We start from the raw sequence: 19,301 nt of genomic DNA, 5'->3' as shown, positions 1-19,301 counted from the left end.
TCAAAGGAACCTCATCCACCGAGGTGGACGGGGTATCAACATATCTGGCGTTGACTTTTGGCACGCTGTTGAGTTCTCAAGGAACGGACGCTTCCTTTGGATTCCCTCTCGGGTTTCCTCCGGGCGCTTCCCTTCGGTGTTTCACACTCTATCAGGCCCTTTTCGGCTTTCGAACCGCCGCCTTTCTGCAGACATGCAGAAGCGCACAATTCTTGAGTCGCGATCAAGACGCTTAGGAGTGCCGCCCAACTCAACCGACCGCAGTTGATTGCGGTCTGGCTGTCCGGGGCAGGTCTCAGACAGTACCGCTCTGCTGTGGGCGAGGCAAATCGATTCGGCGGGACTCGCGGCGCGCAACCGGCGTCTCTCATGCGGAACCGTCAGTTCGTATGACTTACGCTTCTCAACGGTGCGCCGTCCAGGACAGGTAGTGACGGCGGCCTGATGAATCTCCACCCCTGGGAGGCTTCCCATGACCACCGTGACGTCCCCGCTTGCTGGACGCGCCATCGGACTCGCGGCCGTGCCCGACCCGGTGTTCTCCGGAGCGATGGTGGGTCCCGGTACCGCCATCGACCCGGTTCGTGAGCCGTCTGCCGCCGTGTCGCCCGTGGACGGTGTTCTCGTATCGCTGCACCCGCACGCGTTTGTCGTTGTCGACGGGGAGGGGCACGGCGTGCTCACTCACCTCGGTATCGACACCGTTCAGCTCAACGGTGAGGGCTTCGAGCTGCTGGTGAACAAGGGTGACACCGTCACCCGTGGCCAGGAGATCGTGCGCTGGGACCCGGCGGCGGTCGAGGCCGCCGGCAAGTCTCCGGTCTGCCCGGTCGTCGCGCTGGAGGCCAGCGCGGACTCGCTCGGCGACGTCCGGGAGGACGGCGACGTGAAGGCCGGGGACCAGCTCTTCTCCTGGCAGTAGCCGGGCGCCGTCCCGAACGGCAGGTACGACATCCACCGCGGCGGCCCGGCCGTCGCATCAAACGGAGACGGGTGCAATGGAGACAACGCTGCGAGGCGTCGGCGTGAGCCACGGGGTGGCGATCGGCGAGGTGCGGCACATGGGGACGGCGGTTCTGGAGCCGCCGGCCAAGCAGATTCCGGCAGACGAGGCGGAGCGCGAACAGGGGCGTGCCCGCCAGGCCGTGGAGGCTGTCGCCGCCGACCTGATAGCGCGCGGCAATCTCGCTGGCGGTGAGGCGCAGGCCGTGCTGGAGGCCCAGGCGCTGATGGCGCAGGACCCCGAGCTGATGGCGGACGTCGAGCGGCGGATCACCGTCGGCAGCACCGCCGAGCGGGGTGTCTATGACGCGTTCGCGGCGTACCGGGCGCTGCTCGCGGGTGCCGGGGAGTACCTGGCGGGGCGGGTGGCCGACCTCGATGACGTGCGGAACCGGATCGTCGCGCGGCTGCTGGGTGTGCCGATGCCGGGTGTGCCGGACAGCGACGAGCCGTATGTGCTGATCGCGCGGGACCTGGCGCCGGCCGACACCGCGCTGCTCGACCCGACGCTGGTGCTCGGGTTCGTGACCGAGGAGGGCGGGCCGACCAGCCACAGCGCGATTCTGGCGCGGGCGCTGGGTGTGCCGGCCGTTGTCGCGCTGCCGGGCGCGGGTGAGCTGGTCGAGGGCACGGTGATCGCCGTGGACGGCAGCACCGGTGAGATCTTCGTGGAGCCGAGCGCCGAGAAGCGGGCGGAGCTGGAGCGGGCCGCGGCCGAGCGGAAGGCGGCGCTGGCCGCCTCGTCCGGGCCGGGCGCCACGTCCGACGGGCACAAGGTGCCGCTGCTGGCGAATGTCGGCGGTCCCGGTGATGTGGCGGCGGCGGTCGAGGCCGGGGCGGAGGGCGTCGGTCTGTTCCGGACCGAGTTCCTGTTCCTGGACGACAGCAAGCAGGCGCCGGCGGAGGCCAAGCAGGTCGAGGCGTACCGGAAGGTGCTGGAGGCGTTTCCGGAGGGCCGCGTGGTCGTGCGGGTGCTGGACGCCGGCGCCGACAAGCCGCTGGACTTCCTGACGCCGGCCGACGAACCGAACCCGGCGCTGGGTGTGCGGGGGCTGCGTACGCTGCTCGACCACCCGGACGTGCTGCGGACGCAGCTGACCGCGCTGGCGAAGGCGGCCGAGGGGCTGCCGGTCTACCTCGAGGTCATGGCGCCGATGGTGGCGGACCGCATCGACGCCAAGGCGTTCGCGGACGCGTGCCGGGAGGCCGGGCTGCGGGCGAAGTTCGGGGCGATGGTGGAGATTCCGTCGGCCGCGCTGCGGGCGCGGTCGATCCTGCAGGAGGTGGAGTTCCTTTCGCTGGGGACCAACGACCTGGCGCAGTACACCTTCGCGGCCGACCGTCAGGTGGGGGCCGTGTCGCGGCTGCAGGATCCCTGGCAGCCGGCGCTGCTGGATCTCGTCGCGGCGTCGGCCGAGGCGGCCAAGGCCGAGGGCAAGAGCTGTGGTGTGTGTGGTGAGGCGGCCTCCGATCCGGAGTTGGCGTGTGTGCTGACGGGGCTCGGTGTCACCAGCCTGTCGATGGGTGCGGCGTCGATTCCGTATGTGCGGGCGACGCTGGCGAAGCACACGCTGGCGCAGTGTGAGCGTGCGGCGGCCGCGGCGCGGGCCGCGGACACCGCCGATGACGCCCGGGCCGCGGCGCGGGCGGTGCTTTCCGGGGAGTGATTCCGCGCGGCGCGCTGCGTCGCAGGAGTGGTGGACGGCCGTCCCGCCTTTGTGGCGGGGCGGCCGTTCCGTGTCTGCGGGCGGCGCCGGTCAGTGGTGGTCGTGGGTGCCGGGTGGTGGGGTGAGCGGGAGGCCGGGGGCGTAGTCGACGCCGTGCTCGGGCGGGACGGGCTCGCCGGTGTCGGCGTCGGTGCAGTAGGCGGTGAAGACCTCGGCGGTGCTGAGGGGCCGGAGCCAGGAGTCGCGCAGGGACCAGCCGCGGACCGTGTCGCGGTCGCCGTCGGCGGTGGTGGCGCGGTCGGTGGGTGCGGTGGTGCTGCGGGCAACGATGCCTCCGGGGGCGCGCAGGGCGAGGCCGGTGGCGAGGACGGTGCAGAAGCCGAGGGTCTCGGTTTCGGTGAGGCCGGGCGGTGCGCCGTCACGGGCCGTGGCGTGCAGCACCGCGAGGAGCGGAGGGCCGTCGGCGGCGATGGAGCAGACGAGGTGGTGGCTGCCGTCGCCGAGGGAGGCGAGGAGCTGCTGGACGGCGTGGGTGGCGCGGGCGAAGGCGGCGCGGGCGAGGTCCGTGCCGCACTCCGCGCAGTTCCCGGTGCGGGCCAGGAGGGCGGTGGCGTGGTCCCAGGCCGCCCGGCGGTCCGCTTCCTCGACGAGTAATGGGAGCAGGCTGCTCAGCGGCTCGCCTTCGTAGGTGACGGTCGCGCCGGTGCGGGCGGCTTCGGCGGCGTAGCGGGTGCGGCTCTCGGGCCGGTCGGGGTCCAGGTCGAGTTCGGCGCAGTACGTCACGTAGGCGGCCGGGTCGAAGAGGCTGAGGGTGGTGAGGACGCCCTGTGCGGTGAGGGTGCGCAGCAGCCTCTCCATCTGCCGGAGGTAGCTGTCGTGGTCGTCGAACGGGAAGGTGCGGTAGCGGCGCATGGCGGTGAAGTCGCGTTCGTCGGCGAGGACGGCGGCGGTGCTGGGGACTTCGCGGCGCAGTGCGCGGTGGGCGGTGCGGTCGGTGTGCCGGGACGTGGCTGTCATGACTCCCCCTGGGTGAGCTCTCGTGTGCGGTGTGCTGGCCACACACCACCTGTCACTGAGAGTAACCGGGGGGTCTGACAACGGGCCTGCCGAAGGGCGGCGGCGGGACGGTCCGGTAGCCGCTGACCTGCGGATTCCGGCGCCGGATCGGAGGCGGGGGCCTTACGGGATCCGGCGCCGGGGGCGTTACTGTGCGGAGCCGTCCCCTGCGGCGCGGTCGCGGGCGATCTGCTCGTAGAACCGCAGGAGTTCGAGGTCGTCGACGGAGCCGGGGTTGACGGCCTTGTCGAGGGGGGTGCCCTGGAGGAGGCGTTTGACGGGGACCTCGATGCGCTTGCCGGTGAGGGTGTGCGGCACGCCGGGGGCTTCGATGATGTCGTCCGGGACGTGGCGCGGGGAGAGCTCTTCGCGGATGGTGCGCTTGATGCGGTCGCGCAGGGCATCGTCGAGTGCGGCGCCGGGGGCGAGGTGGACGAAGAGCGGCATCCAGTAGCCGCCGTCGGGGAGTTCCAGTCCGATGACGAGGGATTCGCGGATCTCGGGGAGGCGTTCGACGGCCTCGTAGATGTCGGCGGAGCCCATCCGCACGCCCTGGCGGTTGAGGGTGGAGTCGGAGCGGCCGTGGATGACGACGCTGCCGCGCGGGGTGACGGTGATCCAGTCGCCGTGCCGCCAGACGCCGGGGTACATGTCGAAGTAGCTGTCGTGGTAGCGGGTGCCGTCGGGGTCGTTCCAGAAGCGGGTGGGCATGGACGGCATGGGGTTGGTGACGACGAGTTCGCCGACCTCGTCGGTGACGGGCTTGCCCTGCGGGTCCCACGCCTGGAGGTCGGTGCCGAGGCAGGGGGCCTGGAGTTCGCCGATGTGGACGGGGAGGGTGGGGACGGCGCCGGCGAAGCAGCTGCAGACGTCGGTGCCGCCGCTGACGGAGGCCGTCCACAGGTCGGCGCCGCTCTCCGCGAAGCTGTCGTGCAGCCAGCGGAAGCCGTCCGGCGGGAGCGGGGAGCCGGTGGTGGCGACGCAGTGGACGGCTGAGAGGTCGAGGTCGCGGGCCGGGTGGATGCCGGCCTTGCGGCAGGCCATGACGTAGGCGGCGGAGGTGCCGTAGACGGTGGCGCGGGTGGCCTCGGCGACCCGCCACTGGGCGGCGATGTCGGGGTATCCGGGGCTGCCGTCGTAGAGCACGATCGTGGAGCCCACCAGCAGGCCGGCGACGAGGAAGTTCCACATCATCCAGCCGGTGGAGGTGTACCAGAAGAAGCGGTCGTCGGGGCCGAGGTCGCAGTGCAGGCCGGTCTGCTTGAGGTGTTCGAGCAGGATGCCGCCCTGGGACTGGACGATGGCCTTGGGCAGGCCGGTGGTGCCCGAGGAGTACAGGACCCACAGGGGGTGGTCGAAGGGAACCTGTTCGAAGACCGGTTCGGTGTCCTGCGAGGTCAGGTCCGACCAGTTCAGGGCGCCTTCGGGGGCGGGGGTGCCGAGCAGCGGGATGTGCACGACGGCGCGCAGGGTGGGGAGTTCGGCGCGGAGTTCGGCGACGGTGTCGCGGCGGTCGTGCTCCTTGCCGCCGTAGCGGTAGCCGTCGACGGTGAACAGCACGACCGGTTCGATCTGCTGGAAGCGGTCCAGGACGCTGCGGGCGCCGAAGTCGGGGGCGCAGGACGTCCAGACGCCGCCGACCGCGGCGGTGGCGAGCAGGGCGACGACGGCTTGCGGGACGTTGGGGAGGTAGCCGCTGACGCGGTCTCCGGGGCGGACGCCGAGGCGGCGGAGTGCGGCGGCCAGCGAGCCGACCTGGGTGCGCAGCTCCGCCCAGGTGACCGGGGTGGGCTCGTGGGACTCGTCGACGTACAGCAGCGCGGGCTCGTCGGCGCGGGCCGGGTCCTCGCCGGCGCGCAGCGCGTGTTCGGCGTAGTTGAGGGTGGCGCCGGGGAACCACTGGGCGCCGGGCATCGCGCGGTCGGCGAGGACGGTCTCGTAAGGGGTGGTGAAGCGGACGTCGAACCATTCGGCGACGGCCTGCCAGAAGACGGGGAGTGCCTCGACGGACCAGCGGTGCAGGGCGGCGTAGCTCGCCGCGGGGTCGCCGGGGGTGGGGGCGGGCGCGCCGTGGTGGGTGGCGGCCCAGGTGTGGAAGCGGGTGACCTGTGCGCCGGCGATACGGTCCGGTCCTGGCTGCCAGAGGGGTTCCGGCTGGGCGGACTGCGGTGCGGTGGTCATGTGCGGCTCCCGGTCGGTACGCGTCGTGGGCGTCGTGTGCGCACCGTGGCGGGGGTCCCCCGGCCCGACGTGTGCGCGTGACACGGCTTGCCTGGACGATGCCATGTGATCGACTTGTGCACCAGGGTCGGCTGCCCACATTCGGGGGGTGTCCGGTGTGGTGCGGGCACGTGGCGATGCCCCTGCGGGCGGGTCGCCGGTGGGGCGCCCGGCGGGATCCGGCCACCGGGTCGCGATCCGCGGGCCTTGGCGTGGCCGAGGGTGACCCTGCGCAGGTGAACGGCAGTTGAACGATGCCCGCCCGACCAGGCGTCAATGGCAGGCTGACCGGCATGGACGGGCGTGATCTGGTGCGGTCGGTACGGGTGGTCAGGGCGGTCGGGCCGGCGCAGGGGCTGCGGTCCGTGCGCGCGGCGTGGCGGGCACGGAGGGCGGATGCCAGGGCGTTGCCGCGGCGCGGCACGGAGCGGGCGAGGGTGCCGGGGGTGGCGCGCGGGGCGGAGTCCCAGCCGGGCGGCGGGGTGATCCACTTCGCGCGGTCGTCGCTGCGGGTGCGGGTCGCGTCGGGCGGCGCGGTGTTCTGCGGCTGGGACGGGGCGGAGCCGGAGCCCTCGTACGCGCTGGCCGGGGCGTGTCCGGAGCCGGACGCGCGGGCGGTGCTGGAGCCCGATACGGAGGGCGGCTGGCGGGTGGTCTCGGAGCGGGTGCTGGTCGTGGTGTCCCGGCACGGCGCGGTGGAGGTGCGGACGCCCGGCGGGGCGGTGCTGCGGCGGGAGCTGCCGCCGCGCTGGTGGGACCGTACGGACGGGCCGGGCGCGGAGGCGGGCGGGGACGGCGGCCGGCCGGAGGGGGGTGGCGGGTCGCGGTGGGTGCAGCGTTCGGAGGTGGCGGCCGACGCGCGGTTCTTCGGGCTGGGCGGGCGGGCGCACGGGCCGCGGCTGCGGGACGGCACGTACCGGCTGTGGAACACCGATCCGGGCGGGGCGTTCGTGCCGGGGGACGATCCGCTGTCGCTGACGATGCCGGTCCAGTTGGTGGTGGCGGACGCCGGTACGCATCTGGTGTTCCACGACAACTCGTGGGACGGCCGGGTGCTGCTGCGGGAGGGCACGGAGGGCGCCGGCTCGGGGCACGACCGGCCGGGCGCGTGTGAGCTGCGGATGGACGGCGGGCCGCTGCGCTACTGGGTGCTGGCCGGCACACCGGCCCGGGTGCTCCAGGTGTGGACGGCGCTGACCGGTGCGCCGGCGCTGCCGCCGCAGTGGGCGCTGGGTCATCAGCACGCCCGTTGGGGGTTCGGCGGCCAGGAGGAGGTGCGGCGGGTGGTGTCCGGCTATCGGGAGCGGGGACTTCCGCTGTCGGCCGTCCATCTGGACATCGACCACTACGACCGGCACCGGGTGTTCACCGTCGACCGGGAGCGCTACCCGGATCTGCCGGGGCTGGCCCGGGAGCTGCGCGCCGAGGGGGTGCGGCTGGTGTCGATCGTGGATCCGGCGGTGAAGGCGGCGCCGGGGGACCCGGTGTACGAGGGCGGGGCGGCGGCCGACGCGTTCGTACGGGACGACCGGGGGCGGGAGGTGCGCGGGGTGGTGTGGGCCGGCGAGTCGGTGTACCCGGATTTCACCGAGGCGCGGGTGCGCAAGTGGTGGGGCGGGTTGTACGGCGAGCGGCTGGCGCAGGGCTTCTCGGGGTTCTGGCACGACATGAACGAGCCGGTCTCGTTTGCCCCGTTCGGTGCGCAGACGCTGCCGCGTGCGGCCCGGCACGCGCTGGAGGGCCGGGGCGGCGACCACCGGGAGGCGCACAACGTCTACGGTCTGGCGATGGCGCGGGCCGGTTTCGAGGGGCTGTGCGAACTGCGGCCGGGTGAGCGGCCGTTCCTCTTCTCCCGTTCGGGGTGGGCGGGGATGCAGCGCTATGGGGGCACCTGGTCGGGGGACGTGGCGACGGGCTGGCCGGGGCTGCGGGCGTCACTGTCGCTGGTGCTGGGTCTCGGGCTGTGCGGGGTGCCGTACGGCGGGCCGGACGTCGGCGGGTTCTCCGCGGTGCCGTCCGAGGAGCTGTATCTGCGCTGGTTCCAACTGGGCGCGTATCTGCCGCTGTTCCGCACCCACTCGGCGATCTGGGCGGGGCGGCGGGAGCCCTGGGAGTTCGGCGCCGAGGTGCTGGAGCACGCCCGTGCGGCGCTGCGGGAGCGGCAGCGGCTGCTGCCGTACTTCGGGACGCTGGGCCAGTTGGCGCGGCTGACCGGCGCGCCCTACGTCCGGCCGGTGTGGTGGAGTGCGCCGCGGGACCGGGCGTTGCGGGACTGCGAGGACGCCTTTTTGCTGGGGGACGCGCTGCTGGTGGCGCCGGCGCTGGCGGCGGGGGTGACCCGGCGGCCGGTGCGGCTGCCGCGCGGGCGGTGGTACGACACCGCAACCGGGCGGGCGTACGACGGTCCCGGGCAGGTGTGGGTGGAGGCGCCGTTGTCGCGGATTCCGGTGCTGGCGCGGGCCGGTGCGGTGCTGCCGGTGGCGGGCGGGGACGGCGGGACGGAGCTGGAGGTGTGGGCGCCGGCGGCCGGGCGCGGGGGTACCGGTCTGGTGGTGCCGGACGCCGGGGACGGCTGGCAGCGGCCGACCGTCGAGCGCTTCACCACGCGGTGGGCGGGCGGCCGGGTGGTGGTGGAGCGGCGGGACGGCGGCGCGGTGGGGTATCCGGTGCGGGTGCGGGGGCTGGCGGGCGGGTAGCCGCCGCGGTCTTCCCCTGCGCGGGCCGCGCCTGGTAGACGAGGGCCATGCCGAGACTCGCTGCCACGTTGCGCGGCCTGGCCGTTGCCGCCGCCGCCCTGCTGACCGTCGTCACCCTGCCGTCGGGCGCCGAGGCGGGGGCCGCCCGGCGTCCGCCGTCCCCGCGCGAGGCGCCCGCGGGGTTCGTCGCGCTGCGCGCGGTGGATCCCACGATCCTCCAGGAGATGCGCTACTACACGCCGCACAACTTCATGGGTGTGCCGGTGGACGGCTACCGCAGGCCGACGTGCCTGCTGACGCGGGAGGCCGCGCGGGCGCTGCACCGGGCGCAGCGCTCGTTCCTCCGGCGGGGTTTCTCGCTGAAGGTGTACGACTGCTACCGGCCGCAGCGCGCCGTCGACCACTTCGTGCGGTGGGCGAAGGACCTCGGCGATCAGGGCATGAAGGGCGAGTTCTATCCGCGTGAGGACAAGGCGAAGCTCTTCGACGACGGTTACATCGCCGCCAAGTCCGGTCACAGCAGGGGCAGTACGGTCGATCTGACCCTGGTGCGGCTGCCCGCGGTGCCCACCCGTCCGTACGTGCCCGGGGAGCCGCTGACGTCCTGCTACGGGCCGAAGGACGAGCGCTTCCCGGACAACTCCCTCGACATGGGGACCGGTTTCGACTGCTTCGACACGCTCGCGCACACCCTCGACCCGCGGATCCACGGGCGGCAGCTGAGGAACCGGCTGCTGCTCAAGAGCGGCCTGGAGCGGGCCGGGTTCGTGAACCTGCCCGAGGAGTGGTGGCACTTCACGTTCCAGCCGGAGCCCTTCCCGGACACCTACTTCGACTTCCCCGTCCGGTGAGCGGCCGGACGGTCTTGTCGGCGGCGGTGGGTCCGTAGGACTCCATGGCGACCGGGGCGCCGAGCGTCCGGGCGAGCGCGTCGCACCAGGCGCGCGGGTCGGTGCCCGGTGACCGCCAATCGGCCGGGCGGGCGGTCAACAGGCTTTCGGTGAGCCGTTGTTGGCGCGTCAGGTCGCCGGGCGGGGCGGTGCGGAGGCGGTCCTGGAGGCCGTCGGCGGTGCGGTAGGCGTGTACGGTGCGCAGCGCGCCGCCGCAGCGGCCCGGGGCGTCCAGGTGGGTGACGGCGAGGGCGTCCACTCCCCCGCAGACCTCGACGGCGTAGGAGTGCGCGACGGCGTCGAAGTGACCGGCGCGGAAGGGGCCTTGCCAGCGGCCGTGGCCGTTGTGGGCCTCGGGCAGGGCGCGGAGCAGTGCCGGGTCCTCGGTGACGAGCGGGCCGGGCCCGTGCCGGGTGGTGTAGGTCCGCACGACGCCCAGGCGCAGCGCGCTGCGCGGCCGGCCGGCCTCGGCGAGCAGCCGCTCGGCGCCGGCGAAGGTGGTCGTCGACCAGGTGGTGTAGGGGTGGAAGCCGTGCCACTCGTCGAGGAGGACGCCCTGGGCGCCCTCGAGGACGAGCCGGCCGGTGCGCACCAGCCGCGTCAGGTGCGCGCCGTCGACCAGCCGGACGTGGGCGGCGAACGTGGCGAACGCGTCCAGGCAGGCGTCGACGGGCGGGGCGTCGAGCGGGCCGAGGGCGGCGGTCAGCCGGTCGCGGAGCAGGGTGAGTTTGCGGCGCAGCGTCGCGGGGGCGGTGCAGTCGCCGGCGGTGGGGGCGTCGGCGGGGTGGGCGAGGGCGTAGGCGGCGGTTTCGCCGATGCCCATGCCGCAGGAGCCGTGCCGGGCGGTGCCGCGGGCGCGTTCCCGGGCCCGGTTGGCGGCCGCGTGGTAGGGCGTGGTGAGCCGGGCGCGGCGGTCGACGGTCAGCAGGGCGAGCGGGTCGGGGACGCCGAGGGAGGCGAGGTGGCGGGCCTCGGCGGCGAGCGCGAGCGGGTCCACCAGCATCAGGTGGGACAGGTGGGTGGGTACGCCGCTGAAGGTGCCGGAGCCGAACTGGGCGAAGGTGTGGTGCCGGCCGTCGGCGGTGACGACGTTGTGGGCGGCCTGGGCGCCGCCGTTGAAGCGGACGACCGCGGTGACCGGGGCCGCGCCCTCCCGGTGTGCGCAGAGCCGGTCGACGACGGTGCCCTTGCCCGCGTCGCCGTACCCGAGGTCGACGACGACGGTGTGCGCGGCATGCTCCTCGATGGTCACAGGCGGGTGGTGCCGCCGGGGCCGGCGTCGGCGGCGTCGAGGAGCGGGGCGGAGGAGCGGGCGACGGTGCCGCGGCCGCCGCCGAGGGTGGCCAGTGCCCTGCCGACGCTGGCGCCTGCGTCCGAGCCGATGTCGGCGAGGTCGTCGAGCCCGGCGGCGAGGTCGATGGCCTCCTCGCCGAGTCCGATGGTCAGGGCGATGGTTTCGCAGACGGCGTCGAGGTCGTCGAGTTCGATGACGTTCTGGCCGAGGAGCTTGCGCCAGGTGCCGAGGACGGCGCTGTTGCCGACGTGCGCGGCCCCGGCCGGGACGATGAAGTACACCTCGAACTTCTGCCGCAGCTCGGCCAGGAGCACCGGCAGGGGCAGGTCCTCGGTGAGGTGGTCGCCGAGGACGGCGCGGACCTCGCGGGCCTTGACCTTGCCGTAGGGCATCTCGTCGCCGATGAGGAAGAGGTAGCCGCGGCGGCCGCGCTTCTCGTGGCAGTCGAGGCTGGTGTGGCGGGCCATGGCGTACAGCGCCAGCTCGTACGACTCGGTCATCTGGCCGCCTCCGCCGCCCTCCAGCAGGATGTTGCCGAGGTCGTCGTCCATGCGGTTGTCGGACTCGAACTGGCCGAGCTGGAGCGGCACCCGGTCGCAGGTGGCGTCGCCGACGGCGCCGAAGAGGATCTGCGGGTGCTCGACGTATCCCTTGCGCAGCAGCAGGCCGAACAGCTCGGGGAGCTTGGTCTGGAGCACCCGCGGCACCGCGCCCATCGAGCCGGTGACGTCGAAGAGCACGGAGACGGCGAGGGAGGTGGGGTGTTCGTCGGAGTCCCGGCTCTCGCGGACGGTGAGGCCGTGCGGGTCGAGCGAGGGGTGCGCCGCCCAGGTGTGGCGGGGTGCGGAGCGGGTGGTGCGGTCGCTGTAGTCGAAGGCGCTGGTGCCGGCGGCGGCGCGGTAGCTCGCCGCGGCGCCGTAGACGTTGGTGGACCAGGTTCCGCTGCCCATGGTGATTCCCCCTGAGGTGTGTGGTGTGAGCGGGTGCCGGCTACGGGTGCGGGCGCGGGCCCGGCAGGGTAAACGGCCGGAAGGTGCGCGGCCCGTAGAGGCGGTGGAGCAGGTCGTCGAGTTCGGCCAGCAGCCGCCAGGCGTCGTGCGGGCGGCGGGCCTGCGCGGGCAGGGTGCAGCCGCGCAGAAACGCGCGCATCGGCTGCGGGGTGCGCTCCCCCATCAGCGCGGCCATGGTGCGGGACGCGAGGTGGAGGTCGGTGGCCCCGGTCGCCGGGCGGCGGCCGGTGACCTCGGGCGGGTAGTGGGCGCGGTGCCGTTCGACGAGTGCCGGGACGGGGTCGCCGGGTGCGGTGCTGTAGCACCAGTCGACGAGGACGAGACCGTGCAGTGCGGGGTGGATGAGGACGTGCTCGGGGAGGACGGCGCCGTGCACCCGGCCGGCGCGGTGGGCCCAGCCGAGGGCGACCAGCAGCCGGCGCCACATCCAGGCGGCGTCGCGCGGGTCGAGGCCGTCCGGGTGGGCCGCGCGGACCTCGGCCAGGGTGTGAAAGCCGTCGAGCGGGACGAGGGCGTTGACGCGGCGTTCGGCGCCGGTGTCCGGGTCGCGGTGGCGGACGGACTCCAGCAGCCGGGGCGCGTAGCCGCGGTGGCGGCGCTCGCCGTGCCGGGCCAGCAGGGCCAGCGCGTCCGCCTCGCGTTCCAGGAGGTCGTTGTCGGTGACCGTGCGCGGGATCTTCAGCAGGGCGCGCCGCCGGGTGCCGCGCTCCTCGTACGACGCCTCGCGCAGGACGGCGAGGTCGCCGGTGGCCAGGGTCGGGCCGAGGGTGTAGGTGCGGTGCCGGGTCGTCAGGACCGCGGCGGCCGGGCGGGCGGCGGTCCGGCGGCGCCAGAGCGCGTCGAGGCGGGCGAACTCGGCCTCGGCGGCGGGGCGTTCGGCGGGCGGCGCGGTGTCGGGGTGCAGCAGCCGGGCGAGCCGGCGGTAGCTGCGGGCGGCGTCGGCGTCGTCGGGGAAGAGGTCGGCGGGCCGGTGGGCGGCGGCCAGTGCGCTGCGGGCGGCGGCGCGGGTGCGCGGGGCCCCGGCGGCGGTGGGCGTGGTCATCGCACGCCGTCCTCCCGGTCGGGGCGCAGCAGCGCCGGGTGCAGCAGCCGGGCGTCGCCCGCGCGGTAGAGGCGGGCGCGGGGGCCGCCTCGGGCTCCGCCGCGGGCGGCGGTGGCACCGGTGGACTCGACGAATCCGGGGACCGAGAGCACCTTGCGGTGGAAGTTCCCGGCGTGCAGCGGGCTGCCCCAGACGGATTCGTAGACGCCGCGGAGTTCGACGATGGTGAACTCCCGGCCGAGGAAGGCGGTGGCCAGCGGGGTGTACTCGATCTTGGCGCGGGCGCGGTCTAGGCCGTCGGCGACGATCCGGGCGTGGTCGAAGGCGAGCGGCAACGGGGCCGGGCCGGCGTCCTCCGCCGGCGTCGTGTCGTCCGCGGGCCCGGGCACGGAGCCACCCCCGTCGGTCCCGTGCCCAGGGCCCTGTTCTTGGGGACGCGGCCGGGCCGCGTCCGGTTCGCCGGGACCGCGCGGAACACTCCCCCGGGCCGCTCCGCCCTCCGTCGCGGCACCGAGATCGAGCCGGGAGACCGGGATCCAGGCCGCGGCCGAGGCGTCGCCGCCGCCGCGCGCCTCGGGGAGGTCGGGGGCGAAGGCGAGGTAGGCGACGGTGACGACCGGCATCCGCGGATCGCGGCCGGGGTCCCCGTAGGAGCCGAGCTGTTCGAGGTGGACGCGCTCCAGCTGGGCGGCGTCCAGCCCGGTCTCCTCGGCGAGTTCGCGGGCCGCGGCCTCGTCGAGCGACTCCCGCCCGGCGCGGACGAAGCCGCCCGGCAGCGCCCAGGCGCCCTGGAAGGGGCGGCCGCCGCGCTCGACGAGCAGGACGTGCAGGACGCCCCCGCGGAGGGTCAGCGCGACGATGTCGACGGTCACCGCGATGGCGGGGAACTCCCGCGGGTCGTACGCCGCGAGGAAGGCGCGCTCGGCGCCGTCATCCGCGCCGCCGCCCTGCCGGTCCGCGTCCACGACCGCCACCCCCTCGCAAGTAATTCTCATTCCGAGTCTTTCTCGGAATGAGAGCAACATAGCACCGGCCGGGTACGGCGTCCAGACGGAAAAGGGGAGGGACGCCGCGCGGGTCCGGCCGCGGCCGGGCCACGGCGGCGCGTCGGGCGGCGCCGTCCGAGTCCCGGTCGAACGTCCTGTGTGCCTCGCGCGGCTGCCGCCCGTACGCTCCGGAAGGATGCGTGAACAGTGCGTTAATCAGACCCGGTTCAGGCGCGCGGAGGGGCATGCTGCTGCCCGTGCCTCCCTGGACGGACCAGCTTCGATTCGCCTTCCAGCCCGTCGTGAACCTCTCGACCGGTTCGGTCGCGGCGCTGGAGATACTCGCCCGCCCCGAGCCCGGCGAGTCCGACGTGCTGGCCCGCGCGTACCGCTGTCCCGAACTGGACGCCGAACTCGCGGCGCTCGCCGTGCGGGTGGCGGCTCACCAGGAGACGCTGCTGCCGCTGCACCTGAACGTCTGCGCCGCGACGGTCGCCGAACTGCCGCGGCTGCCGGCGCTGGGCAAGGCCGTCCACGAGGTGGGCCGGCGGCCGTGGGAGATCACCCTCGACATCGGCGGGCCGTTCACCCACGTCCCGCACGCCGCGTTGCTGGATTCGGTGGCGGTGCTGCGCGACGAGGGCTACCGGATCTGCGCGGACGGGGTCGGGGACGGGGATCTGCCGCTGCGGCTGCTCGGCGAGCTCGCACCGGACCTGGTCAAGCTCGACGCGTCGCTGTGCGCGCGGCTGGACACCGACCGGGGCCGGCAGGCCGTGGTGGCCGCGGTCCGGCAGCTGTGCGAGCGGGTGGGCGGGCTGCTGGCCATCGAGGGCGTGGAGACCGAGCGCCAGTACGCGGCGGTGCGGGACGCCGGGGTGCAGCTGGCGCAGGGCTATCTGTTCGCGCCGCCCGCGCGGCGGCCGGCCACCGAGGTGTATCTGCCACCGGCGCTCCCCCCGGCGGTGAGCCGGCCCGCGGTGGCGCACCGGCCGCCGTCCGGGCCGCCGGTGGCGCAGTTCCTGCAGCCCGCGGCGCTGCTGCCGATGTCCGCGTCGGCGGGCGCGGTCCGCAGTCATCTCACCGGCTTTCCCGCGGTGTCGGGGGTGCTGCTGGTGGACTCCGACGGGGTGCCGGTCCGGGCGATCGACCGGGACCGCTTCCTGCTGTCGCTGTCCGGCCGGTACGGGCATGCGCTGTACGCCGACCGGCCGGCGCTGCGGCTGGCGGACCGGCCGCGTACGGTCGGCGCGGACGCCACCGCCTGGCAGGTGCTCGACGTGATCGCCGAGGGCGGCCGGGACCGGGCCGGGGACGATGTGGCGGTGGTGGACGAGCGTGGCCGGTGCATGGGCGTGGTGCACCTCGCGGACATCGTGCGGGCGCTGGCCGAGAGCCGGGTGGAGGAGGCGGCGCGGCTCAATCCGCTGACCCGGCTGCCCGGTTCGGACGAGGTCAACGGCGAGGTGGACCGGCGGATCGCGGAGGGCCGGGGCTTCGCCCTGAGCTGGTTGGACGTCGACGGGTTCAAGCAGGTCAACGACGGCGCCGGGTTCGCGGCCGGCGACGAGCTGATCCGCGCGGTGGGCCGGACGCTCGCCGGGGTCGCGGCGGGCGAGCCGGCCTCCCGGGTGGGCCACATCGGCGGTGACGACTTCCTGGTGCTGACCGAGCCGGACGGGCTGGCGCCGTTCGCCGCGGCGCTGCTGGACGCCCCCTGGTCGGCCGGCGGGCGGCCGGTGACGCTGTCGCTCGCGACCGCGGTGTGCCCGCCGGGCAGCGTCGCCGGGCACCACGAGGCCGCGGCGGCGCTGGCCCCGCTCAAGAAGGAGGCGAAGGCGCTGCCGGGGGCGAGCTGGGTGCTGGGCCGGCCCGGCGCGCAGCGCACCGAGATCCGGCGCGGGACTGCTGCGCGGGTGCCCGGCCCGGCCGCTCCCCCGCACCCCGCACCGCCCGGTCAGCACGGCGTCCCGGCCCGGGGATGACGGCCCGGCGAGGGGGCGCCGGTGCCGCCCGCCGAGCCCTGCGCGCGCCCAACACCCGTTGCCGCTGGCGACCTTGACGGGCCCTCACCCCGGGTGAACACTTCCCCGTGCCAGTCGGCACCGCCGCACTCAGGCACCCCGGCCGGTGGCAGCGGCTGCCCGCTGCCCGCCGGTGGCACGCACCCTGCACGGAGGACCGGGGGACGTCCCCGGGCCAGGGCCAAGGAGCCGCCATGTATTCCAATGGGGACATCTTCGTCGGTGAAGTGATCGGCACCGCCATACTCATCCTCTTCGGCGCCGGCGTGTGCGCCGCCGTCACCCTGCACTACTCCAAGGCCAGGGCCGCCGGCTGGGTCGTGATCGCCTTCGGCTGGGGCATGGGCGTACTGGCCGGCGCGTACACCGCGGCGCCGCTGTCGGGCGGGCACCTCAACCCCGCGGTGACGGTCGGCTCGGCGGTCGCGGGCGGCACCCCGTGGTCGAAGGTGCCGCTGTACGTACTGGCGCAGATGGTCGGCGCGGCGCTCGGCGCGGTGCTGGCGTGGGCGGTGTACTACGCACAGTTCGCCGCCAACGCGGAGCGCGGCAAGGCCCAGCCGACGCTGGGGATCTTCTCCACCGGCCCGGAGATCCGCAAGCCGGTCGCCAACCTCGTCACCGAGATCATCGCCACCGTGGGCCTGGTGCTGCCCCTGCTGTTCTTCGGCCAGAACCAGGGCATCGGCATCGGCCAGGTGCCGGGCGCACGGGCCGGGGTCTACGGCTCCGGCATCAACGTCCTGCTGGTCGCGCTGCTGGTGGTGGGCATCGGGCTGTCGCTGGGCGGGCCGACCGGCTACGCCATCAACCCGGCCCGCGACCTCGGCCCGCGCCTGGTGCACGCCCTGCTCCCGATCCCCAACAAGGGCTCGTCCGACTGGAGTTACGCCTGGATACCGGTGGCCGGGCCGCTGATCGGCGCGGTGCTCGCGGGTCTGGTCCACAACTGCGTGTTCTGAACCCCCGGGCGGGCCCGCGCACACCCACCAGCCAGGACCCAAGGAGGCGTGACGGCATGACGGAGCGAACCGGGAAGACCGAGAAATATGTAGCCGCGATCGATCAGGGCACCACGTCGAGCCGCTGCATCATCTTCGACCACGGCGGGGCGATCGTCGCCGTCGACCAGCGCGAGCACCGGCAGATCTTCCCCAAACCGGGCTGGGTGGAGCACGACGCCACCGAGATCTGGTCGAAGGTGCAGGCCGTGGTGGCGGGCGCGCTGGCCAAGGCGGGCCTGCGGGCGGACCGGCTCAGCGCGCTGGGCATCACCAACCAGCGCGAGACGACGGTCCTGTGGGACCGGGCCACCGGAAAGCCGGTGCACAACGCCCTCGTCTGGCAGGACACCCGGACCGCCCAGCTGTGTACGGAACTCGGCGGCACGGACGGCCAGGACCGCTTCCGGGACGCCACCGGACTGCCGCTGGCCAGCTACTTCTCCGGGCCGAAGGCGGCCTGGCTGCTGGACTCGGTGCCGGGGCTGCGGGAGCGCGCCGAGCGCGGGGAGATCGCGTTCGGCACCATCGACTCCTGGCTGATCTGGAACCTGACCGGCGGCACCGACGGAGGTGTGCACGTCACCGACGTGACCAACGCCGGCCGCACCATGCTGATGAACCTGTCCACCCTCCAGTGGGATCCGGCGATCCTGTCGGCGATGAACGTGCCGGCCGCGATGCTGCCGGAGATCCGGTCGTCGGCCGAGGTGTACGGCACGGCCGTGGGGCAGCTCGGCGGGGTGCCGGTGGCGTCCGCGCTCGGCGACCAGCAGGCCGCGGTCTTCGGGCAGACGTGTTACGGCGTCGGCGAGGCCAAGAACACCTACGGCACCGGCTCGTTCCTGCTGCTGAACACCGGCGACCGCCCGGTGCCGTCGAAGAACGGGCTGCTGACGACGATGGGCTACCAGCTCGGCGGTGAGGCCCCGGTCTACTGCCTGGAGGGCTCCATCGCCATCACCGGCGCCCTGGTGCAGTGGTTCCGCGACCAGCTCGGCATCATCGCCTCGGCCGACGAGATCGAGCCGCTGGCGGCGAGCGTCCCCGACAACGGAGGGGCGTACGTCGTCCCGGCGTTCTCCGGCCTGTTCGCGCCCTATTGGCGCTCCGACGCCCGCGGGGTGATCACCGGGCTGACCGGGTTCGTCACCAAGGCCCATCTGGCGCGCGCCGTGCTGGAGGCGACCAGCTGGCAGACCCGCGAGGTCGTGGACGCCATGTACCAGGACTCCGGCGTACGCATCACCCAGCTCAAGGTGGACGGCGGGATGACCGCCAACAACCTGCTGATGCAGCATCAGGCGGACGTGCTGGGGGTGCCGGTGATCCGGCCGGTGATCTCGGAGACCACCTGCCTGGGCGCCGCGTACGCGGCCGGCCTGGCGACCGGCGTCTGGCAGGACCTCGACGAGCTGCGCTCCCACTGGCAGCGGGACACGGAGTGGACGCCGCGGATGGACGCGGCGGTCCGCGACCGCGAGTTCGCCCACTGGCGCCGGGCCGTGGAACGGAGCTTCGGCTGGCTGGCCGACGACGGCTCGGCGGCCTCGTAGGGGCGGACGGCCGAAGTGCCGCAGACGTGCGGCCCGTATCCCGGACGGCGGGGTACGGGCCGCACCTGCGCACACCGGGTCAGGGCAGCGCGGGCTCCCGCCGGCGCGGGCCGGTCTGCATGGCGTGCTCGACGACGGCGACCAGCACATCGCGGGCGGAGCCCCGCTCGCGGGCGTCACAGAGCATCACCGGAACCTGCGGATCCAGGTCCAGGGCGTCCCGTACGGCCTCCGGCGGGTAGCGGTCGGCGCCGTCGAAGCAGTTGACCGCGACCGTGAACGGCAGCCCGCGCCGCTCGAAGTAGTCGATGGCGGCGAAGCTTTCGGCGAGCCGGCGGGTGTCCGCGAGCACCACCGCGCCGAGCGCGCCGCGCGCCAGTTCGTCCCACAGGAACCAGAAGCGGTCCTGGCCGGGGGTGCCGAAGAGGTAGAGGACCAGCTCGTCGTGGAGGGTGATCCGGCCGAAGTCCATCGCGACGGTCGTGGTGGTCTTGGCCTCCACCCCGTCGAGGTCGTCCACCGGCCGGCCCGCCTCGGTCAACCGCTCCTCGGTGCGCAGCGGTTTGATCTCGCTGACCGCGCCGACCAGGGTGGTCTTGCCCACTCCGAAGCCGCCCGCCACCAGGATCTTCAGCGTCACCGGCTCGACGGCGGCGGTCCGGCGGCGACGATCGGAACGCCCGAAGGCCATGGTTCTCTTCTCCTGAATTGCCGGGTGTGCGGGCGCAGCGCACGCTTGTCCGCCGAGCGTCGGCGGACGAGGCGGGCAGGCGCACAGGCACCGTACAACGTGCTCAGCACGGCGCCCACTTGAGATGCATCACGCTTGAGCCACGGGCGGGGCGGCGTCCCCGCTG

Annotated in this window: 14 protein-coding genes; 7 read left to right on the top strand and 7 right to left on the bottom strand. The window is 74.1% G+C overall.

Features of this window, described 5'->3' with window-relative positions:
- Positions 1-472 precede the first annotated feature (472 nt).
- Positions 473-922, top strand: coding sequence for a PTS sugar transporter subunit IIA (locus tag OO62_RS26685; RefSeq protein WP_033270120.1), 450 nt, complete (start codon positions 473-475; stop codon positions 920-922).
- Between the two features lie 76 nt (positions 923-998).
- Positions 999-2,669, top strand: coding sequence for a phosphoenolpyruvate--protein phosphotransferase (gene ptsP, locus OO62_RS26680; RefSeq protein WP_033270119.1), 1,671 nt, complete (start codon positions 999-1,001; stop codon positions 2,667-2,669).
- 90 nt (positions 2,670-2,759) lie between these two features.
- Here the strand turns inward: ptsP and OO62_RS26675 are convergent, their stop codons facing one another.
- Both OO62_RS26675 and OO62_RS26670 read right to left on the bottom strand, forming a co-directional pair.
- The gene (locus OO62_RS26675) at positions 2,760-3,686 is read right to left on the bottom strand and encodes a hypothetical protein (RefSeq protein ID WP_033270118.1); all 927 of its coding nucleotides are present in this window, start codon (positions 3,684-3,686) and stop codon (positions 2,760-2,762) included.
- Between the two features lie 186 nt (positions 3,687-3,872).
- Entirely contained in the window at positions 3,873-5,906 is a 2,034-nt protein-coding gene (locus tag OO62_RS26670; RefSeq protein ID WP_033270117.1) for an acetoacetate--CoA ligase, read from the bottom strand.
- 332 nt (positions 5,907-6,238) lie between these two features.
- Between OO62_RS26670 and OO62_RS26665 the strand changes: the two genes are divergently transcribed.
- Both OO62_RS26665 and OO62_RS26660 read left to right on the top strand, forming a co-directional pair.
- Complete coding sequence (locus OO62_RS26665) at positions 6,239-8,641, top strand: glycoside hydrolase family 31 protein (protein WP_033270116.1); 2,403 nt, start codon at positions 6,239-6,241, stop codon at positions 8,639-8,641.
- 47 nt (positions 8,642-8,688) lie between these two features.
- Complete coding sequence (locus OO62_RS26660) at positions 8,689-9,492, top strand: M15 family metallopeptidase (RefSeq protein ID WP_033270115.1); 804 nt, start codon at positions 8,689-8,691, stop codon at positions 9,490-9,492.
- Here the strand turns inward: OO62_RS26660 and OO62_RS26655 are convergent.
- From OO62_RS26655 to OO62_RS36605, 4 genes are read right to left on the bottom strand one after another with little or no spacing between them, the layout of a single operon-like run.
- Positions 9,437-10,783, bottom strand: a complete 1,347-nt coding sequence (locus tag OO62_RS26655) for an adenylosuccinate synthetase (RefSeq protein ID WP_228332390.1) — start codon at positions 10,781-10,783, stop codon at positions 9,437-9,439. The genes OO62_RS26660 and OO62_RS26655 overlap by 56 nt on opposite strands.
- Positions 10,780-11,775, bottom strand: a complete 996-nt coding sequence (locus OO62_RS26650; protein ID WP_033270114.1) for a hypothetical protein — start codon at positions 11,773-11,775, stop codon at positions 10,780-10,782. The genes OO62_RS26655 and OO62_RS26650 overlap by 4 nt, the downstream gene beginning before the upstream one ends.
- A gap of 40 nt (positions 11,776-11,815) precedes the next feature.
- On the bottom strand, positions 11,816-12,877 hold the full coding sequence (locus OO62_RS41395) for a J domain-containing protein (protein WP_033270148.1): 1,062 nt from the start codon (positions 12,875-12,877) through the stop codon (positions 11,816-11,818).
- Positions 12,874-13,872 carry an NUDIX hydrolase gene (locus OO62_RS36605; RefSeq protein WP_078617364.1) on the bottom strand — a complete coding sequence of 333 codons (999 nt, stop codon included), beginning with the start codon at positions 13,870-13,872 and terminating at the stop codon, positions 12,874-12,876. The genes OO62_RS41395 and OO62_RS36605 overlap by 4 nt, the downstream gene beginning before the upstream one ends.
- Before the next feature lie 248 nt (positions 13,873-14,120).
- On the opposite strand from OO62_RS36605, the gene OO62_RS26630 reads away from it, so the two are divergent.
- From OO62_RS26630 to glpK, 3 genes are all read left to right on the top strand, one after another.
- Positions 14,121-15,848 (top strand): GGDEF domain-containing protein, encoded by a 1,728-nt coding sequence (locus tag OO62_RS26630; RefSeq protein ID WP_106974902.1) that lies wholly within the window; start codon positions 14,121-14,123, stop codon positions 15,846-15,848.
- 233 nt (positions 15,849-16,081) lie between these two features.
- The gene (locus tag OO62_RS26625; protein ID WP_033270112.1) at positions 16,082-16,849 is read left to right on the top strand and encodes an MIP/aquaporin family protein; all 768 of its coding nucleotides are present in this window, start codon (positions 16,082-16,084) and stop codon (positions 16,847-16,849) included.
- A gap of 56 nt (positions 16,850-16,905) precedes the next feature.
- A complete protein-coding gene (gene glpK, locus OO62_RS26620) occupies positions 16,906-18,444 on the top strand; it encodes a glycerol kinase GlpK (RefSeq protein WP_033270111.1) in 1,539 nt (512 codons plus the stop codon).
- A 79-nt stretch (positions 18,445-18,523) separates the two neighbouring features.
- Here glpK and OO62_RS26615 read toward each other — a convergent pair whose 3' ends face one another.
- Positions 18,524-19,135, bottom strand: a complete 612-nt coding sequence (locus OO62_RS26615; protein WP_033270110.1) for a GTP-binding protein — start codon at positions 19,133-19,135, stop codon at positions 18,524-18,526.
- Between the last annotated feature and the right edge of the window lie 166 nt (positions 19,136-19,301).

Source organism: Streptomyces lydicus, from assembly GCF_000717345.1.
GTDB lineage: Bacteria > Actinomycetota > Actinomycetes > Streptomycetales > Streptomycetaceae > Streptomyces > Streptomyces lydicus.
This window is presented reverse-complemented; position numbering and strand designations above follow the sequence as displayed.

Coding starts and splice junctions, on each gene's coding strand:
- OO62_RS26685 (WP_033270120.1), top strand. CDS start 473: ATGACCACCGTGACGTCCCCGCTTGCTGGACGCGCCATCGGACTCGCG.
- ptsP (WP_033270119.1), top strand. CDS start 999: ATGGAGACAACGCTGCGAGGCGTCGGCGTGAGCCACGGGGTGGCGATC.
- OO62_RS26675 (WP_033270118.1), bottom strand. CDS start 3,686: ATGACAGCCACGTCCCGGCACACCGACCGCACCGCCCACCGCGCACTG.
- OO62_RS26670 (WP_033270117.1), bottom strand. CDS start 5,906: ATGACCACCGCACCGCAGTCCGCCCAGCCGGAACCCCTCTGGCAGCCA.
- OO62_RS26665 (WP_033270116.1), top strand. CDS start 6,239: ATGGACGGGCGTGATCTGGTGCGGTCGGTACGGGTGGTCAGGGCGGTC.
- OO62_RS26660 (WP_033270115.1), top strand. CDS start 8,689: ATGCCGAGACTCGCTGCCACGTTGCGCGGCCTGGCCGTTGCCGCCGCC.
- OO62_RS26650 (WP_033270114.1), bottom strand. CDS start 11,775: ATGGGCAGCGGAACCTGGTCCACCAACGTCTACGGCGCCGCGGCGAGC.
- OO62_RS41395 (WP_033270148.1), bottom strand. CDS start 12,877: ATGACCACGCCCACCGCCGCCGGGGCCCCGCGCACCCGCGCCGCCGCC.
- OO62_RS36605 (WP_078617364.1), bottom strand. CDS start 13,872: ATGAGAATTACTTGCGAGGGGGTGGCGGTCGTGGACGCGGACCGGCAG.
- OO62_RS26625 (WP_033270112.1), top strand. CDS start 16,082: ATGTATTCCAATGGGGACATCTTCGTCGGTGAAGTGATCGGCACCGCC.
- glpK (WP_033270111.1), top strand. CDS start 16,906: ATGACGGAGCGAACCGGGAAGACCGAGAAATATGTAGCCGCGATCGAT.
- OO62_RS26615 (WP_033270110.1), bottom strand. CDS start 19,135: ATGGCCTTCGGGCGTTCCGATCGTCGCCGCCGGACCGCCGCCGTCGAG.